Here is a 17,129-nt window from a genome sequence, read left to right as displayed (position 1 = left end):
GCGGCGCGTGGGGTGGCCGGGGCGGGGGGCCCCCCCTCTGCACCCCGCCCTGTGTCGCCCCCCCCCCCCCCGCCCCCCGCCGGGCGGGGCCCCCTCCGCCCGCCGCCCCCCCCCGACCCCGACCCCACCCAGGAGCCCCCTCATGTCCACTGCCACCACCGAGACGCCGGCGGACGGCAGCCCGGCGCCACGCCCCAGCGTGTGGCGCAACGCCGACTTCACCAAGCTGTGGCTGGGCCAGACCGCGTCCCAGTTCGCCGCGCAGATCAGCGACTTCGCGCTGCCGCTGACCGCGGTCCTGGCGCTGGCCGCCAGCTCGGAGCAGGTCGGCCTGCTGTCGTCGTTCATCCGCCTGCCGTACCTGCTGGTGTCGCTGTTCGCCGGGGTGCTGGTGGACCGGATGTACCGGCGCAACCTGATGGCCGCCGCCGACCTGGGCCGGGCGCTGCTGCTCGGTGCGGTGCCGGTGCTGTACTGGATGCACGAGCTGGGCATCAGCTGGCTGTACCTGCTGGGGTTCCTGGCGGGCTGCTGCACCGTGCTGTTCGACGTGGCCGCGCAGGCCTACCTGCCGCGCCTGGTGGAGCGGGAGGACCTGGCGGCGGGCAACTCGGCGCTGGGCAGCAGCCAGTCGGCGGCCACGATCGGCGGGCCCGCGCTCGGCGGTGTGCTGGTGCAGTGGCTGACCGCGCCCGTCGCGGTGCTCGCGGCCTCCGTCTCGTACCTGGTCTCGGTGGTCAACATCTGGCTGATCCGCCACCGCGAGCACGTCGAGCCGTCCGGGGCGACCGGTGCGGGCGGGACGCTCAAGCAGGTCAAGGACGGCCTGGTGCTGGTCTTCCGCAACGAGCAGCTGCGCACCATGACGATCATGGCGTCGGTCTTCAACCTGTCCTTCACCGCGTTCGAGGTCGTGTTCGTGCAGTACATGCCGCACACGCTCGGCCTCTCGGCCGGTGAGATCGGCCTGGTGATGGCCGCGATGGGGCCCGGCTTCCTGATCGGCGCGATGTTCGCGGGCAAGCTGCCCAAGCGCTTCGGCTACGGACGCACCATCATCGTCACCGCCTGCGTCGCCAACCTGGTGATGCCGCTGATCGCGGCGGTGCACGGCGGCGGCTGGCTCTCGGTCGGCTCGCTGATGGTCATCAACTTCCTCTTCTCCTCCTTCGGCGTGGCCAACAACGTCACGATGCTGACGATCCGTCAGTCCGTCACCCCCGACAGCCTCCAGGGCCGGGTCGCCGCCACCAACCGCTTCGTCGCCATGGGCATCGCCCCGCTCGGCGCCCTCGCGGGCGGCTTCCTCGGCTCGGCCGCCGGCCTGCGCGGCGCCGTCCTGATCACCACCCTCGGCTTCTGCTTCGCGCTGATCCCGCTCTCGCTGTCCTCGCTGGTGCGCATCAAGCACAAGCTCCCCGACCCGATCGAGGACCCGGCCGCGGACCCGGCGGCGGACAAGACCGCGGCCCAGGCTGCCGAGTAACTCCCGCCGCCCCCAACGCACTTCACGAACCTTCCACCCGAAAGGCCCCACGCACCATGTCCGAGCAGGAGTTCCAGGCCGTGCACACCGTCGTCGTCAACGCCGAGGAGCAGTACTCCGTCTGGCCCGTCGCCACCCCGGTGCCCGCGGGCTGGACCGAGACCGGCCACCGCGGCACCCGCGCCGAGTGCCTGGCCCACGTCGAGTCCGTCTGGACCGACCTCCGCCCGCTCAGCGTCCGCTGACCCCACCGCGCGAACCCGAGGCAGTCCCATGGAATTCAGCCTGTTCTACTTCGCCGACGGCGCGTCCGGCGGCCCGCGCGGCCGCTACGACCTGCTCCTGGAAGGCGCCCGCTTCGCGGACGCGCACGGCTTCAGCGCCGTGTGGACGCCCGAGCGCCACTTCCACGAGTTCGGCGGCCTCTACCCCAACCCCTCCGTCACCGCCGCCGCCGTCGCCGCCGTCACCGAGCACGTCTCCATCCGCGCCGGGAGCATCGTCGCCCCGCTCCACCACCCGGTGCGCATCGCCGAGGAGTGGTCGGTCGTCGACAACCTCTCGGGAGGCCGCGCCGGGATCTCCCTGGCCTCCGGCTGGAACGCGGTCGACTTCGCGCTGCGCCCCGAGGGGTACGCGGGCCGCAAGGACGCCGTCATCGAGACCCTGGACGCCGTGCGCGCGCTGTGGCGCGGCGAGCCGCTGGCCGTCACCGACGGCGCGGGCAAGCCCGCCGAGGTGAAGGTCTTCCCGCCGCCGGTCCAGGCCGAACTGCCCGTCTGGGTCACCAGCGCGGGCGGCCCGGCCACCTTCGAGGCGGCCGGACGGGCCGGCGCGGGCGTGCTCACCCACCTGCTGGGGCAGGACTTCGACCAGCTCGCCGAGAAGATCGCCCTGTACCGCAAGGCACTGGCCGACCGCCCCGGCCACGACGGGCGCCCCGGGCACGTCGCGCTGATGCTGCACACCTTCCTGGGCGAGGACCCGCAGGAGGTCCGCGAGCTGGTGCGCGAGCCGTTCACCGCGTACCTCAAGAGCTCCTTCCGGCTGATCGCCCGCTCGGCGAGCAGCATCCTGCAGGGCTTCGACGTCGACAAGCTGCGCGAGTCGGACGTCGACTTCCTGGTGCGGCGCTCCTTCGACACGTACTACCACTCCAGCGGCCTGTTCGGCACGGTCGAGCAGGGGCGGGCCGTCGTCGAGCGGGCCCGCGAGGCCGGCGTCGACGAACTGGCCTGCCTGATCGACTTCGGCGTCCCGCACGACCGGGTGCTCGCGGGCCTGGACTCCCTGGACGAGCTGAAGCGGTCGGTGGCATGAGCGAGATCGACGCCCAGTTGTTCCGCCGGGCCGCCGCGCGCTTCGCCACCGGCGTCACCGTGGTGACGACCCGGACGGACGACGGGCCCTTCGGCATGACCGCGAACTCGTTCACCACCGTCTCGCTCGACCCCCGCCTGATCCTGGTCTGCGTCGGCGAGCGGGCCCGCATACGCGAACACCTGCTGCGCACCGGCACGTTCGCGGTGACCGTGCTCAGCGCCGGGCAGCAGGACGCCGCCCGCCGGTTCGCCGACCCCGCACGCCCGGCCGGAGCCGCGGCGTTCGCCGACGACGCCTGGGCACCGGGGCCCGCCACCGGCAACCCCGTCCTGCTCGACGGGTCCGCCTGGTTCGACTGCGCGGTGCACGACGTGCACGCCGCGGGCGACCACTCGATCGTCGTCGGCGAGGTCCGCGCCCTCAGCCCGCTCGACGCCGAGCAGCCCCTGCTCTTCGCGGGCGGCCGCTTCCTGACCGCCGTCCGCCCCGCCCTGGAGGTGTCCGCATGACCGCCCCGACCCCGGGCGACGCCGTCGCCCTCGACCCGGCCGCCTCGCGCGGCCCCGCCCCCGAGCAGCCCGGCGCCCGCCGGGGCGGCACCCTGCACGTGCTGCGCGACGCCGCCTACGACCACCTGGACCCGCAGCGCAGCTACACGCTCCAGTCGCTGGCCATCGGGCACCTGCTCTTCCGCACCCTGACGATGTTCCGCGAGGACGGCAGAGGCGGGCGGGTGCTCGTCGGCGACCTCGCCGAGACCCCGGGCCGCGACGTCGACGGCGACGGCCGCACCTGGGAGTTCACGCTCAAGCGCGGGGTGCGGTACGAGGACGGGCGCGAGGTCACCGCCGCCGACGTCGCGTACGGGATCGCCCGCAGCTTCGCCCCGGAGATCTCCGACGGCCCGACGCACCTGCGCAACTGGCTGAGCGAGAACGGGAGTTACGAGGGGCCGTACGCGGAAGGGGCCGGCGGCAGCGACACCCCGGCCCCCTCCGGCCCGGCCGGCGACACCCACGGCTTCCCGCACGAGGTCCCCGGCCTGGAGGTCCCCGACCCCTACACCCTCGTCCTGCGCTTCCGCGAACCGCACCCCGACCTGCCCTTCGCCGTCTCCCAGCCGGTCACCGCCCCCGTCCCGCGCGACGCCGACACCGGGGCCGACTACGACCGCGCGCCCGTCGCCACCGGCCCGTACCGCATCGAGGAGCACGTCCCCGGCAAGCGGCTCGCCCTGGTCCGCAACCCGCACTGGGACGCGGCCACCGACCCGGTGCGCCACGACCACCCGGACCGCGTCGAGGTCGAGATGGGCCTGGAGGCGGGCGAGCAGAACCTGCGGGTGCGGGCCGACGCGGGCGACGACTCCCGGGCCGTCGCCGAGAACAACGCCCCGAGCTCGGTGGCGGCCGAACTGATCGCCGACCCCGCGCTCGCGGACCGGCTGCGCCGCGACCCCACCCCGCTGGTCTGGTACCTGGCGGTCAACACCGCCCGGGTCACCGACGTGGACGTGCGCCGCGCGGTCGCCCTCGCCGTGGACAAGGCCGGGTTCCGCGACACCATGGGCGCCGACCAGGGCGTCCTGGTGCACACCCTGCTGCCGTCGGCGACCATCGGGCACCGCGACTACCCGGACCCGTACCCGGGAGGCGAGCACGGCGACCCGGAGGCCGCCGCCGCGCTGCTCGGGGGCGCCCGGCCCCGGCTGCGGCTGCTCAGCCGGGAGGGCGAGTACTTCACCGCCCCCGCGAAGGTGCTCGCCACGAGCCTGGAGCGGGCCGGCTTCGAGATCGAGCTCGTCGAGATCGACCGCCCCTCGCACAACGCGGTCCTCAAGACCCGGGGGCACGAATACGACCTGTACCTGATGGGCATGGCCGCCGACTGGCCGGGCGCGTCCACGCTCCTCGGCATGTTCGACGGCCGCACCATCGGCGAGAGCGGCAACGACAACTTCGTGTACCTGGACGACCGCGGCGTCAACGCCGAGATCGCACGCCTGGGACGGCTGCCCGCCAACGAGTCCGCCGCCCCCTGGGCGGCCCTGGACGAGCGCCTCCAGCGCGACCACGTGCCGATGGTCCCGCTGTTCTCCTACCTCCACGTGGCCCTGGCCGGCTCGCGGGTGCGCGGGGTGTTCACCTCGTCCTTCCTCGGCACGCCGGTGTACTACAACGCGTACGTCGAGGAGGGGTCCTGATGGCCGACCGGCCCGGCCTCTACGAGAGGTTCGCCGACACCGCCGCCCGCCACCCCGGCCTGACCGCCCTCGAACTGGGCGACGAGCACCTCACGTACGCCCAGCTCTCCGCCGAGGCGGCCCGGACGGCGGGCCGGCTGCTCACCGCGCTGGACGGGCGCCGCCCGCGCCGCGTCGGCGTGCTGGCCAACCGCTCCCTCGCCGCCTACGCCGGCTACCTCGCGGCCAACCGGCTCGGCAGCGCCGCCGTCCCGCTCAACCCCGGCTTCTCCCCCGAACGCCTCGCCACCACCGTGGAACTGGCCGAGCTGGACGTGGTGCTCACCGACTCCCCCACCACCGCGCTGCCGGTACCCGTGGTCGCCGCCGACGCGCCCCCCGCCGAGGCCTGGGCCGACGGCGGCCCGGTCCACCTGCCCGGCCCGGACGACATCGCGTACATCGTCTTCACCTCCGGCTCCACCGGCACGCCCAAGGGCGTCCCCGTGCTGCACCGCAACGTCGCCGCGCTGCTCGACTACGTCATCCCGCGCTACGACCTCGGCCCGGACTGCCGCATCTCGCAGACCTTCGACCTGACCTTCGACCCGACGGTCTGGGACATGTTCTCCGCCTGGGCCTCCGGGGCCGCCCTCGTCGTGCCCACCCGCGGCGAACTGGTGCGCCCCGCCCGCTTCATCGCGCGCAAGGCAGTCACCCACTGGTTCTCCGTGCCCTCGGTGATCTCGTACGCCGAGCGGCTGCGGGACCTCACCCCCGGCGGCATGCCCAGCCTGCGCTGGAGCCTGTTCGGCGGCGAGCAGCTGACCCTGGAGCAGATCCGGTCGTGGCGGTCCGCCGCGCCGCGGAGCGTCCTGGAGAACCTGTACGGACCCACCGAGGTGACCGTCGCCTGCACCCAGTACCGGCTGCCGACCCGCCCCGAGGACTGGCCCACCTCCGCCAACGGCACCGTGCCCATCGGCACGCCCTATCCGCACCTGGACTTCCTGGTCCTGGACGAGGAGGGACGGCCCGCCCGGGAGGGCGAGCTGTGCGTCCGCGGACCGCAGCGCTTCCCCGGCTACCTCGAACCCGCCAACAACGCGGGCCGGTTCGTCCACTTCGACGGCGAGCGGGCCACCGTGCACACCTGCGCGGGGCTGCCAGGACCCGAGCTGTACTACCGCACCGGCGACCGGGTCTCCCGCGACGGCGACACGCTCGTCCACCTCGGCCGCCTCGACCAGCAGGTCAAGATCCGCGGCCACCGCATCGAACTGGGCGAGGTGGAGGCCGGGTTGCGCACCGTGACCGGGATCGCCGACGCCGTGGTCCTCGCGCTGCCCAACGACCTGGGCGAGGTGGGCCTGGAGGCCGTCTACACCGGCACGGAGCAGGACCCGGTGGCCCTGCGCACCCGCCTCGGGCGCCGCCTGCCGGGCTACATGGTGCCGCGCGGCTTCACCCACCTGGAGACCCTGCCGCTCAACCCCAACGGCAAGACCGACCGCCGCGCCCTGGGCACCCTGCTCACCGACCGGAGGCAGCGATGACGCGCACCGTGGTACTGATCGGCGCGGCACCGATGGCGGAGGGCTACCTGCGGGCCGCGTCCCAACTCGGCTTCCTGGTCGGGCTGGTGGAGACCCCGGACCGGATCGCCGCGCTGCGCGCCCGCCACGACTGCGTGGTGGACGCCGAGGAGGTCGACGCGGCGCGCGCGGGCCGCGACGACGCGTGGATCCGTCCCACCGAGGCGCTGGTGCGCCGACTGGCCCCGGACGGGGTCCTGGCCTCCTCGGAGATCCACGTCCTGGCGGGCGCGATGGCCCAGGAGCGGCACGGCCTGCCGGGACCGGGGCTGGACGCGGCGGCGGTCTCGCGCGACAAGGGCCAGCAGCGCTTCCGCTTCGCCAAGGCGGGCCTGGCGCAACCCCTGCACCGGCGGACCGGCCGCCTCTCCGACGCCTCGGCGTGGGCGCTCGACCGGCTGCCGGTGGTGGTCAAGCCGCTGAACAGGGCGGGCAGCGACGGGGTGGAGCTGATCCGCACGCCGCAGGACTGGGTGCGGGCGGCGGACCGCAGGGACGCCGAGGGCACGCTCCTGGTCGAGGAGTACGTGGAGGGCCAGGAGTACTCCTGGGAGGGCCTGGTCGCCGACGGCCGGGTCCGGTTCGGCAGCCTCACCCGCAAGCTCACCACGGGCGCGCCGGACTTCGTGGAGCTGGCGCACTTCAGCGGCCACGAGCGCCGCGACCCGGTCCTGGGCAAGGCCGCGGACGGCCTGGGCCAGGCGGTCGCGACGGCGATCCGGATGCGCACGGGCATCATGTTCGTGGAGTTCCGCACCCGGGGGGACGACCTGGTGATCATGGAGGTAGCGGTGCGCGCGCCGGGCGACCACTGCATGGAGGCGATGTCCCTGGCGTACGGGTCGGACGTCTTCGCCCAGGCGCTGACCCTGTCCACCGGCGCACCGTACGAGACCCCGCGCGAAAGGGCACCGCGCTACACGGGCAGCGCCTTCGTGGTCGCCGACCGCGCGGGGGTCCTGGAGTCGGTACGGGAGCCGGAGTGGTCGACCCTGCCGGGCGTGACGGCCCACGGCGTCGACACGCTCCCGGGCACCCGGGTCACCCCGCCGCACTCCTCGGCGGACCGCCTGGCCTGGGCCCTCCTCGACTGCGAAACCCCGGAGGAGCTGGAGGAGTTGGTGACACGGGTGGGAGCGGTACGGCCACGACTACGCCCGTGAGACACCACGGGCGCGCCGCCCGTGGCCCTGGCTCCGATCCCGACTCCGGCAGAACTTCCGCTCCCGCACGGGAAGCCGGTCGTACGGTCCCGCCGCGCGCAGGACGACGTCCAGAGCGCGGTCGGGGTCGGAGGCGTAACAGTTGCTGAACCAGGCCATGTTGGCCTCGACGACGGCAAGGGGGCGGTCGGCGCCCCCCAGCACACCGACGTCGAGCACGACGGCCCCGGGGAGGGTGTCGCCGTGGGTGCGCCAGAGGTCGGCGACGAACCGGCGCAGCGAAGCCTCGTACGCGCCGCCCTCCAGCGGGGCGGGGTCGAGGACGCCGTACGTGAGGTAGCGGGAGCCCGTACGCACCTCGCCGTCGAGCACGTACAGCCTGAACTCGGCCTGCCAGTCGACGACTTCACTGATCAGGACGGGGGCGTCGGGCCCGCCCGCTCCTGCGGGCAGCCGAGTGCCGTCCGCGTACACGGCCGCCGGGAAGCTCTTCTCCCTGGGCGGCTTCACGAAGGCGGGCCGACTGAGCCCGCGCGCCTGCGCGAGGGTGCCGAGGGTGATGCGGCGCCCGGTGTACGTACGCGGGAGCCCGGCCAGCCAGCCGTCCTCGGGCTCGACGAGCGCGACGCCCAGGCGGTGCGCGGTGCGGGCGGCGAAGTGGGGGCCACCGTAGTAGTGCGTGCGCCCGAAGTACCTGGAGCTGTCGGGCTGTTCGCCCAGCCCCTCGACGTCCATGCCGCGCCGCCGGGCGGCTGCGGCGAACAGCTCGGCGGTGGGCGTGTACTGGGGCGCGAGCGCCAGGAGGTCTCGTCGGGCCATGGAGGGGGACGATGCCATCAGTGGGCCGGTGGCGTCCACGCGATTCGGCCCCGTTCCGGTCGTACGGGAGGGGCGCGACGCTCCGGCAGGTGCGCCGCGCCCCTCCTCCGGGGTCAGGATCCGGTCACGCAGACCGCGTGGGCGTTGAGCGAGCCCGTCACGGTTCCGGGATTAGTCGCGGACACCCGCCACTGGTTCAGGTTCACGTCCGGGATGGACGAGATCACCCTGATGTTCGCGTTCTCCGGGGTGTAGTTGAATCCACCACCGATCAAGATCTTTCCGCTCGGGCACTGGGCAAACACGCCAGTGGCGCTGTCGGGCCTGTTGGCAGGCATGTTCACCGATCGGCTGACGACCTCACGTCCAGCGACAGAACCGACGTCACCGGTCGGACCTTTGTCACCGGTGGGTCCCTTGTCACCCGTCGCACCCTGATCACCGGCGGTACCCGTCGGGCCAGCGGTTCCCGTGGGACCGGCGGTGCCCGTGGGCCCCTGCGCACCCGTCGCGCCCGTAGCGCCCGCGGTACCCGTCGGGCCCGCAGCACCCGTGGCTCCAGGAGCGCCAGCCGTGCCGGTCGGTCCTGCGGCACCCGTCGCACCAGTGGCACCCGTGTCACCGGTCGGGCCCTTGTCACCCGTCGGCCCCTGGGCACCCGTCGCACCCGCAGTGCCAGCCGCGCCGGTCGGGCCAGCAGCACCGGCAGCACCCGTCGCACCCTGGTCACCGTCGGGACCCTTGTCGCCCGTCGGCCCCTGAGCGCCCGTCGCACCCGCAGTGCCAGCAGCGCCGGTCGGGCCCTGGGCGCCCGTCGGTCCAGCCGTACCCGTCGGACCCTGCGCACCGGTGGCGCCCGCGGCACCCGCGGCGCCGGTCGGACCAGCGGCACCTGTCGCACCCTGGTCACCGTCAGGGCCCGTCGCGCCCTGGTCACCGTCAGGGCCCTTGTCGCCCGTCGGGCCCTGAGCACCTGCGGCGCCTGTCGGTCCAGCCGCACCCGTGGCACCCGCCGCACCCGTCGGCCCCTGAGCGCCGGCCGTACCCGTGGGGCCGGCCGCACCCGTCGCGCCGGTGGCTCCAGTGGCACCCGTGTCACCGGTCGGGCCCTTGTCGCCCGTGGGCCCCTGAGCACCGGCCGTACCCGTCGGGCCCGCAGCTCCCGTGGGACCCTGCGCTCCCGTCGCGCCCTGAGCCCCAGCGGCCCCCGTGGGGCCAGCCGTGCCCGTCGGACCAGCAGCACCCGTCGCACCAGCCGCACCGGTCGCGCCCGTCGGGCCAACCGCACCCGTCGAGCCCTGGGCACCGGTCGCGCCAGCCGCTCCGGCAGCACCCGTCGGACCCCGGCTACCCGTCGGACCCGCCGCGCCAGTCGGACCGGCCGCGCCCGTCGCACCCGTCGGGCCCCTGTTGCCCGCGGGGCCCTTGTCGCCCGTCGGGCCCTTCGTGCCCGTGGGGCCGTGAGGGCCCGTCGCGCCTGTCGCGCCCTTCGGGCCCGTGGCTCCCGTCGGGCCCTTCGGACCCGTCGGTCCGTGCGGGCCCACCGGACCGTGCGGCCCCTGCGCGCCCACCGGGCCCTTGGCACCCGCAGGACCCTGCGGTCCCCTCGGGCCCACCGGGCCGCGTGGTCCCGTCGGGCCCGGGCGGCCCGCGCCGGGGGGCGGGGCCGCGCCCGCGCCGTCTCCGGCGCAGTACGGCACGTACCCCTCGTTCTGCACGTACCGCGCGCTCACCCAGCCCGAGCGCCCCGAAAGGCGGTACCAAAGGGCGTTCCCGGAGACGTTCTGGCCGCGCTTCTTGCACGCGAGCTGCAGCGTCGCGCCGTAGCCGTAGCTGCCGAGCCGCGCCGAGTTCGAGGTCGGGGCGCTGCGCACGTACAGCCCGGAGCGCGCCACCACCTTCCCGCGCGCCGCCGCTGCCGCCGCCCGTTCCACCGGCCGCTCCTGCTGCGCCGCGGCGGCCGGAGGGCACAGCGACACCGTCAGGCCGAGGCACACCGCCCCGAGCACCGGGCCGGAGAGCGAGGCCCAGACCTTCGAAACCCTCACGAGTCCGCCTTTCCGAAAATCATCTCGTCGAGGGCCGATGAAACGAGACGACGGACCGAATGTGCGTACGACACGCCAGACACGGAGCAGACACGGACCCGTCCGGCCACGCTGCCTGCTCCGAACGGGGCCACGCGCGGCGTCCACGCACGGCACGGAGGCCGCAACCCTCCCCCCGGGGGTTGCGGCCTCCGTGTGACCGGTGTGCTCGGCGGAAGGTCAGGCCTTCAGGTCCTCGACCTTCTCCGCGACCGTGCCGAACAGGTCCTTGACCGTGGTCAGGGCCGCCGCGTGCAGCGCCTGGGCCGGGACGACGGTGCCGTCGGGGGCCTGCAGCGAGCGGGTGGCGGAGGCCTCGGCGACGACGGTGGGGCGGTAGCCCTGGCGGAACGCGCCCTGGGCGGTGAACTGCACGCACATGTGCGTCATGAAGCCCGCGAGCACCAGGTCGCCGTCGGCCTTGCCCAGGTCCTTGAGGGTCTGGAGCAGCTCGGTCTCGTGGAAGGAGTCCGGGAAGGTCTTGACGACGACCTTCTCGCCCTCGATCGGGGCGACCTTCGGGTGGATGGAGCCGATCTCGGCGCGGATGTCGTACGGGCTGCCCTCGCCGCCGTCGTTGACGATGTGCACGACCGGGGCGCCGGCGGCGCGGGCGGCGGCGAGCAGGCGGGCGCCGGCCTCGAGCGCGGCCTCGTGGCCCTCGAGCTCCATCACGCCGGTGGTGTAGGTGTTCTGGTAGTCGATGAGGACCAGGGCCGAGTCGGCGAGGCTGGGCAGCTCGTTGGGCAGGCCGATGACGTCGCGGAGGGTGGTGGAGGCGGTCATGGTGGTTCCTTCTTCCTTCATGCGGTTCTTCGTGTGGTTCTTCATGTGATTGCGGTGGGGATGGTGCGCGTCGAGTCGTCAACAGCCCCTGATGTCACGTGTGTTCGGTGGTCTACTTGACCGGCTTGGGCGTGCCGTCCGGCTGCACGTCCACGAGCTTGTCCGCGATGCCCTGCTCCTTGAACGCGGCCACCAGCGACGGCAGGTCCTCGGAGTAGATGTTCCAGCTGTCGGTGTGGACCGGGACGACCTTGCGCGGGTTCAGGTCCTTGGCGACCAGCGCCGCGTTCTTCGAGGTGAGCGTCAGGGGCGCGTTCTTCAGGATCGCGGGGGTGCGGGCGGCGCCGGCGAAGAGGACGGCCGTGTCGACGGGGCCGATCTCCTTCTTCACCCGGTCACCGACCTCCTTGGCGACCTTGACGGAGGCGTTGTCACCGGAGACGTACGTCACCGGGACGCCGTCGCCGCTGAGCACGAAGCCCGTGACCTCGCCGTCCGCGCCGCGGTCCACGCCGTCCGGGCCGTGCAGCGCGGGCACCGCGGTGACCTTGACGGTGCCGGTCGCGGTCTTCAGCTCCTTGGCGTCCCACGGCTTGAGGCCGGTGACGTGGTCGCCGAGGCGCTTCTGGGCGCCGGGGGTCGAGTAGACGACCGGGATCTCCTTCAGCAGCGCGCGGCCAGAGTCGTCCAGGTTGTCGTCGTGCTGGTCGTGCGAGAGGAGTACGGCGTCGATCTTGCCGATCTTGTCGGCACCGAAGGCGGGGGCCTTGATCTTCTCCAGGCCGCTCTTGTACTTCTTCGGCTGGTCGAAGGTCGGGTCGATCAGGAAGCGCGCGCCGCCGACCTCGAGGATCGTGGTGGGCCCGCCCACGTGGGTGACGGTGATGCCGCTCTTGTCGGCGGCCGGGGCCGCGGAGCTCGCGGCGGCGGACGGCTTCGCGTCCGCCTTCGGCTTGTCGCCCTCGGCGGAGGCGTTGCCGCCACAGGCGGCCAGGACGGCCGAGCCCGCGGTGACGGCGACGGCGGCGGTGGCGGCGCGGAGGAACGTCGTACGGCTCATGGGTGACACCAGCTCTCTTGCGTCGTACGGAGGAGTGCGTCGGGACACCTGGGAGGCGGGCCCTGCCCCCAGGAGGTGATTGCAACGCTAACACATCTCGTAAGCGTTGATTACGTCGATCCTCGCCCGCCGGGCACTTTCCGGCGGATTCCCGGGGCCTGGCTTGTTAGCGCTGCTATCGTTGAGTCATGTCAACGGCACGAGAGCGCATCCTGGAAGCCACCGCGGAGCTGCTCGCCAGCAAGGACGCCCTGGCCATCTCGACCCGGGCGATCTGCGACCGGGCCAAGGTCGGCATGCCCGAGATCTACCGCCAGTTCGGCGACAAGGCCGGGCTGCTCACCGCCGTCGCCGACGTCGGTTTCGAGCGCTTCCTGGCCAACAAGCGGCGCAACCCGCTGACCGACGACCCGGTGGCCGACCTGCGCACCGCCTGGGACAGCCACGTCGCCTTCGCCCTGGGCAACCCGCACCTGTACCGGCTGATGTTCACCCCGACCGGGGAGTCCAAGCCGCAGGCGATCAAGGAGGCCCAGGCGCTGCTCCTGTCGGCGGTGGAGCGCTGCCGCGACGCGGGCCGGCTGCGGACGACGCCCGACCTCGCCGCCCAGTCGATCCTCTCGGCCAACGTGGGCGTGTGCCTGATGGCGCTGTCCTTCCCCGAGCTGTACGGCGGCCTCGACGTCTCGCAGTCCGTACGGGACGCGGTCATCGGCAAGGTCACGGGCGACGAGCGCGAGGACAGCCGCATCGGCGCGGCCACCGTCCTCGCCCAGGCCCTGGTGGGCACCCTCACGGGCGCGGCGCCGGCGGACCCGGACGCGGTCGAGCGGCTGGGCCGGGCGCTGCGGGCGTGACGGGCGCTGCGGGCGTGACGGGCGGGCGCCCGGCGGGCCCGCCCCGCACCCGGACAGGCCGAAGAGGCCCGGAGCCGCCTGTCGCGGCTCCGGGCCTCTTCGCGTGAGCACTGCTACGGACGAGGGCCTCCCCTCCGGGGGAGCAGGGGCGGGGAGGCCCTCGTCACCTCACGCGCGCGACCTCACGCGCGGGGCTTCACGCGCGGGCGGTGGCCTTCGCGTGGAACGGGCACGCCTCCGCACCGGCGGCGGCGCCCAGGGCGGCGGCACCACCCGCGGCGGCGGCCGAGTAGGACGCGGGGTTCGCGCTCGAAGCGGGCTTGCCGAGCTGGCCCATGATCTCGTCGGAGAGCAGGTCCTGCTTGCCCTTGAGCGCGTCCGCGACCACGGTGGCGGTCGGGAAGACCATCTCGGCGGCGATGTTGTCCTGGACGATGCGGGCCAGGTTGTCCAGCGCCACGAAGATCGGGTCGGCCGGCGGCTCGACGGTGGCCAGGTCGATCAGGTGGGTGTTCACCTTGGCCGGGTTCATGCAGGGCTTGATGATGATCGAGTTCTGGTTCAGGTCGTACGTCGTCCACTGCGACAGCACGACCGTGTACAGGTCCGCCCAGGCGGCCTCGCCGATCTTCGCGCGCCAGCGCTTCATGATGTCCTGGACACCGGCGATCTGCGCGGCGGCCGCGTGCGTCATGTTGGTGCGGATGTTGGGGTAGACGCTGCCCGAGAAGTCCTCGAAGGACTTCATGTCGAAGGTCTTCGACTGGATGGACACGGCGATGAACTTGCCCGCGGCGTCGAGCAGCTGGCTGCACGAAGTCACCATCGGGGCGGGCAGGTTGGCCTTGGTGAGCTGGCCGCGGGCGGTCGCCAGGGTCTTGGCGTACTCGGCCAGCGGGGCGATCCAGCCGTCCGACGCGGTGCCCTTGAAGGCGACCATGTCCAGGTCGTGGGGGTCGATCCGGGACGCGTTCGGCAGGTTCGGGACCTTGTCGCTCAGGTAGGGGGCGATCACCGAGAAGATGCCGAGCGGGACGTGGCTGATGGACTTGGCCAGCTCGAAGATCTCGTCGACCGGGTTCTCCGACGCCACCTGCGCGCCGTTGTGTATCAGGGTGAACTTGCCGCCCCTGGCGTCGTTCTGGACGACGATGACCGGGCTGAGCTGCTTGATCAGGTCGGACTTCAGCACGGCGTAGTTGGAGCGCATGCCGCTGTTCACCGCGAGCATGGAGTTGCGGGCCTGGCGCACGAGCGACACCGAGTCGGCGGTGCCGTCGACGACGGCCTCGGCGGCGTTGGCGTTGACGGCGGAGGCGCCCAGGAACGTCGCGGCACCGACGGCGGTGGCGCCACCCAGGAAGCTTCTGCGCGTGGTCATGTTCGGCCTTTCTGGAGGGAGCGTCCGCGGGCAGGCGGACGCGACAGGAGTGGTCTCGCGGTGTGGGGTGGTGCGCCGGGCCGTCCGGTGCGAGGAGGGACGGTCCGGTGTCGACGCGCCGTCCCCCCGGGCAGCCGGGATCGCACGGTGGCGGATGCGGCGCACGCGGTTCTTCTCGCGGATGAACTGCGCCTCGTTTCAAGCGTGTCGAGGCGCACGAGGGTGCGAGGGCGCGCGGTGTCGCGGTACGCCACCGGGCATGCTGCGGCCGGTGGGAAGGAGGCGTCGGAGAACGGGCCCGGGTGGCGGCACGGATTCCCGTCGACGGGCGGCCGGGACGCGGACGCGCAAGGGCGCGCGGCGTGCCGAGCCGTACTGGTGAAGGTGGATGAGAGAGGAGAGGAGAGAGGAGAGAGGTGTCGTGGGGGACGTCAGGGGTCCCCCACGGGGCGCGGGGCGCGCGGCGGCTGCCGCGGGCGGGCGCACGGGAGGCCGCGCGGGCCTCCGGGCGGTGCCGGACGCGACGGGTGTCCCCGTCCCGGCGCCGTACTCCGCGGTCCCGTACCGGCCCCGGGCAGCCTGAATGAACCGACTACCGCTTCATCGCGGCGGGTTGCCTGCCGGGGGCGTCACGGGCGCGGTGGTCGCGCTACTTGACTGGTCCGTTCACTTGAGGTGGGACTCGCGGGGCACCACGACGCCGGACAGGTCGTCGATGGTGGCCAGGGCGCTGAGGTGCGCCTGGTCGGCCGTGACCACGACCGGTTCGTCGTCGACCGGGGCGGCGGCCGGGTGGATGGGCCCGGTGCCGGCTCGGAAGGCGTACGGGGTCCCCACCCCGTCGCCCTTGACGACGTGCCCGGTCCCGGCACCCGCGGCGCGCACCCTCCCCAGGGTGGCGCCGGCAGGCTCCGCCGGAGTCGTACCGCACGTGTCGGGCCGTCTGAGTGTCGTCCCGGTCGTGGTCATGAATGTGCCCCCCACAGTTCGTGCTGTTCTGTGCTTCGCAGCCCACCCCCGCGGTGCGCTACGCCAGTGAAGTTACGGTGTGGACGGGCACGTCGGCAATGTCGTCTAACATGCAGATCCGGACATCGCCCGCCGACCGGGGGGTCGCTGAGCAGGGGCGTTGTCGTAGCCGGCCGTCGTGGGGACGACGTGCCGCCGACCCAGGGGGGTTGTTTTGGGGACCGTCAGGAGAACGATCGTCATCGTGCTGTTCGAGGGCGTGGACCTGCTGGACGTCACGGGTCCGCCCGAGGTGTTCTCGCTGGTCCAGCGCGAGACGGACGACACCACGGGGTACCACGTCGTGCTCGCGTCGCGCTCGATGTCGCCCGTCACCACCTCGGCGGGTGTCCGGATCCTGCCGGACGTGACGTTCGAGGAGGCGGCGCGCGGCACCATCGACACGCTCCTGGTGCCGGGGTCGGTCGAGGTGGACCGCGAGCGGCGGGTGCACGCGCTGGTGGACCCGGAGGTGGTGTCCTGGGTGCGCACCCTGGCGGGGGTGTCGCGGCGGGTCACGTCGGTGTGCGTGGGGGCGCACATCCTGGCCGCCGCGGGCCTGCTGGACGGCAAGCGCGCGACCACCCACTGGTCGACCGCGCAGCAGCTGGCCGCCGACCACCCGGCGGTGGAGGTGGACGCGGACCCGATCTTCATCCGGCAGGGCGACGTGTGGACCGGCGCGGGCATCAGCGCCTGCCTGGACCTGTCGCTGGCGCTGGTGGCCGACGACTTCGGGGAGCAGATGGCGCTGCGGGTGGCCCGGCAGCTGGTGATGTACCTGAAGCGGCCGAGCGGGCAGAGCCAGTTCAGCGTCCCGCTGGAGCCGGTGTCGGCGACCCGGCGCATCGAGGACCTGCGCCACTACATCACCCGGCACATCGGCGAACCGCTCACGGTCCCCGACCTGGCGGCGTACGCGCACGTCAGCGACCGCCAGCTGACCCGGATCTTCAAGACGGAGCTCGGGGTGACGCCGAGCGTCTACGTCGAGGCCGCCCGGGTCGAACTGGCCCGCAACCAGCTGGAGTCCACCGACTTCACCCTCGAGCGGATCGCCACGGACTGCGGCTTCGGCACGCCGGACACCCTGGTCCGGGCGTTCCGCCGCCGCCTGGACACGACCCCGACGGAGTACCGCCGCCGCTTCCGCGCGACGGGCCCGGCATCCGGAACCGCGGCGGCCGACGAGGTGGACCCGGCCGATGCCGCCGGGTCGAATTCCTTCACCTGATTCCCCCTCGCGAAGGTCTGGTGAAAGAGTTGCGATGCTCTCGTAATTGAGCGAAATGGATGACCGCGAATTGACCCGCGGATTCCCGCAAAGCTCCCGCAAAGAAAGAGGGGCCCGGCGCCTCGTACGCCGGACCCCTCCCTCATGC

At 73.3% G+C, this 17,129-nt stretch carries 15 protein-coding genes; 9 read left to right on the top strand and 6 right to left on the bottom strand.

Going from position 1 to position 17,129, the window contains the following annotated elements; all coding sequences use genetic code 11:
• The first annotated feature begins 142 nt into the window (after window positions 1–142).
• Genes ABT160_RS39600 through ABT160_RS39570 form a run of 7 tightly spaced genes read left to right on the top strand, consistent with a single transcriptional unit; the run spans window position 143 to window position 7,749 of the window.
• Window positions 143–1,486 (top strand): MFS transporter, encoded by a 1,344-nt coding sequence (locus ABT160_RS39600; protein ID WP_351653452.1) that lies wholly within the window; start codon window positions 143–145, stop codon window positions 1,484–1,486.
• 56 nt (window positions 1,487–1,542) lie between these two features.
• On the top strand, window positions 1,543–1,731 hold the full coding sequence (locus ABT160_RS39595) for an MbtH family protein (protein WP_351653450.1): 189 nt from the start codon (window positions 1,543–1,545) through the stop codon (window positions 1,729–1,731).
• A gap of 28 nt (window positions 1,732–1,759) precedes the next feature.
• Window positions 1,760–2,806, top strand: a complete 1,047-nt coding sequence (locus tag ABT160_RS39590; RefSeq protein ID WP_351653448.1) for a MupA/Atu3671 family FMN-dependent luciferase-like monooxygenase — start codon at window positions 1,760–1,762, stop codon at window positions 2,804–2,806.
• A complete protein-coding gene (locus ABT160_RS39585; protein WP_351653447.1) occupies window positions 2,803–3,318 on the top strand; it encodes a flavin reductase family protein in 516 nt (171 codons plus the stop codon). The genes ABT160_RS39590 and ABT160_RS39585 overlap by 4 nt, the downstream gene beginning before the upstream one ends.
• Window positions 3,315–5,012 carry an ABC transporter substrate-binding protein gene (locus tag ABT160_RS39580; protein ID WP_351653445.1) on the top strand — a complete coding sequence of 566 codons (1,698 nt, stop codon included), beginning with the start codon at window positions 3,315–3,317 and terminating at the stop codon, window positions 5,010–5,012. Before ABT160_RS39585 ends, ABT160_RS39580 begins: the two co-directional genes overlap by 4 nt.
• Window positions 5,012–6,547 carry an amino acid adenylation domain-containing protein gene (locus ABT160_RS39575; RefSeq protein ID WP_351653443.1) on the top strand — a complete coding sequence of 512 codons (1,536 nt, stop codon included), beginning with the start codon at window positions 5,012–5,014 and terminating at the stop codon, window positions 6,545–6,547. Before ABT160_RS39580 ends, ABT160_RS39575 begins: the two co-directional genes overlap by 1 nt.
• Complete coding sequence (locus tag ABT160_RS39570; RefSeq protein ID WP_351653441.1) at window positions 6,544–7,749, top strand: ATP-grasp domain-containing protein; 1,206 nt, start codon at window positions 6,544–6,546, stop codon at window positions 7,747–7,749. The genes ABT160_RS39575 and ABT160_RS39570 overlap by 4 nt, the downstream gene beginning before the upstream one ends.
• Here ABT160_RS39570 and ABT160_RS39565 read toward each other — a convergent pair.
• From ABT160_RS39565 to ABT160_RS39545, 4 genes are all read right to left on the bottom strand, one after another.
• The gene (locus ABT160_RS39565) at window positions 7,738–8,568 is read right to left on the bottom strand and encodes an ATP-grasp domain-containing protein (RefSeq protein WP_351653439.1); all 831 of its coding nucleotides are present in this window, start codon (window positions 8,566–8,568) and stop codon (window positions 7,738–7,740) included. The two genes, ABT160_RS39570 and ABT160_RS39565, sit on opposite strands and share 12 nt — an antisense overlap.
• Window positions 8,569–8,681: 113 nt before the next feature.
• A complete protein-coding gene (locus ABT160_RS47170; RefSeq protein WP_502984384.1) occupies window positions 8,682–10,442 on the bottom strand; it encodes a collagen-like domain-containing protein in 1,761 nt (586 codons plus the stop codon).
• Window positions 10,443–10,835: 393 nt separating this feature from the next.
• Window positions 10,836–11,441, bottom strand: a complete 606-nt coding sequence (locus ABT160_RS39550) for an isochorismatase family protein (protein WP_351653458.1) — start codon at window positions 11,439–11,441, stop codon at window positions 10,836–10,838.
• A gap of 112 nt (window positions 11,442–11,553) precedes the next feature.
• Window positions 11,554–12,501: an MBL fold metallo-hydrolase gene (locus tag ABT160_RS39545; RefSeq protein WP_351653438.1), complete on the bottom strand. Its 948-nt coding sequence runs from the start codon at window positions 12,499–12,501 to the stop codon at window positions 11,554–11,556.
• A gap of 188 nt (window positions 12,502–12,689) precedes the next feature.
• Between ABT160_RS39545 and ABT160_RS39540 the strand changes: the two genes are divergently transcribed.
• Window positions 12,690–13,358, top strand: a complete 669-nt coding sequence (locus ABT160_RS39540) for a TetR/AcrR family transcriptional regulator (RefSeq protein ID WP_351653436.1) — start codon at window positions 12,690–12,692, stop codon at window positions 13,356–13,358.
• A gap of 196 nt (window positions 13,359–13,554) precedes the next feature.
• Here the strand turns inward: ABT160_RS39540 and ABT160_RS39535 are convergent, their stop codons facing one another.
• Window positions 13,555–14,739, bottom strand: coding sequence for a hypothetical protein (locus ABT160_RS39535; protein ID WP_351653434.1), 1,185 nt, complete (start codon window positions 14,737–14,739; stop codon window positions 13,555–13,557).
• Between the two features lie 666 nt (window positions 14,740–15,405).
• On the bottom strand, window positions 15,406–15,624 hold the full coding sequence (locus ABT160_RS39530) for a hypothetical protein (RefSeq protein ID WP_351653432.1): 219 nt from the start codon (window positions 15,622–15,624) through the stop codon (window positions 15,406–15,408).
• Between the two features lie 298 nt (window positions 15,625–15,922).
• On the opposite strand from ABT160_RS39530, the gene ABT160_RS39525 reads away from it, so the two are divergent.
• The gene (locus ABT160_RS39525; protein WP_351653430.1) at window positions 15,923–16,981 is read left to right on the top strand and encodes a GlxA family transcriptional regulator; all 1,059 of its coding nucleotides are present in this window, start codon (window positions 15,923–15,925) and stop codon (window positions 16,979–16,981) included.
• Window positions 16,982–17,129 lie beyond the last annotated feature (148 nt).

Origin of the sequence: Streptomyces sp. NPDC001941, assembly GCF_040296945.1 — a bacterium.
GTDB lineage: Bacteria > Actinomycetota > Actinomycetes > Streptomycetales > Streptomycetaceae > Streptomyces.
The sequence above is the reverse complement of the archived record's forward strand: the minus strand, read 5'-3'. Positions and strand labels throughout refer to the sequence as shown.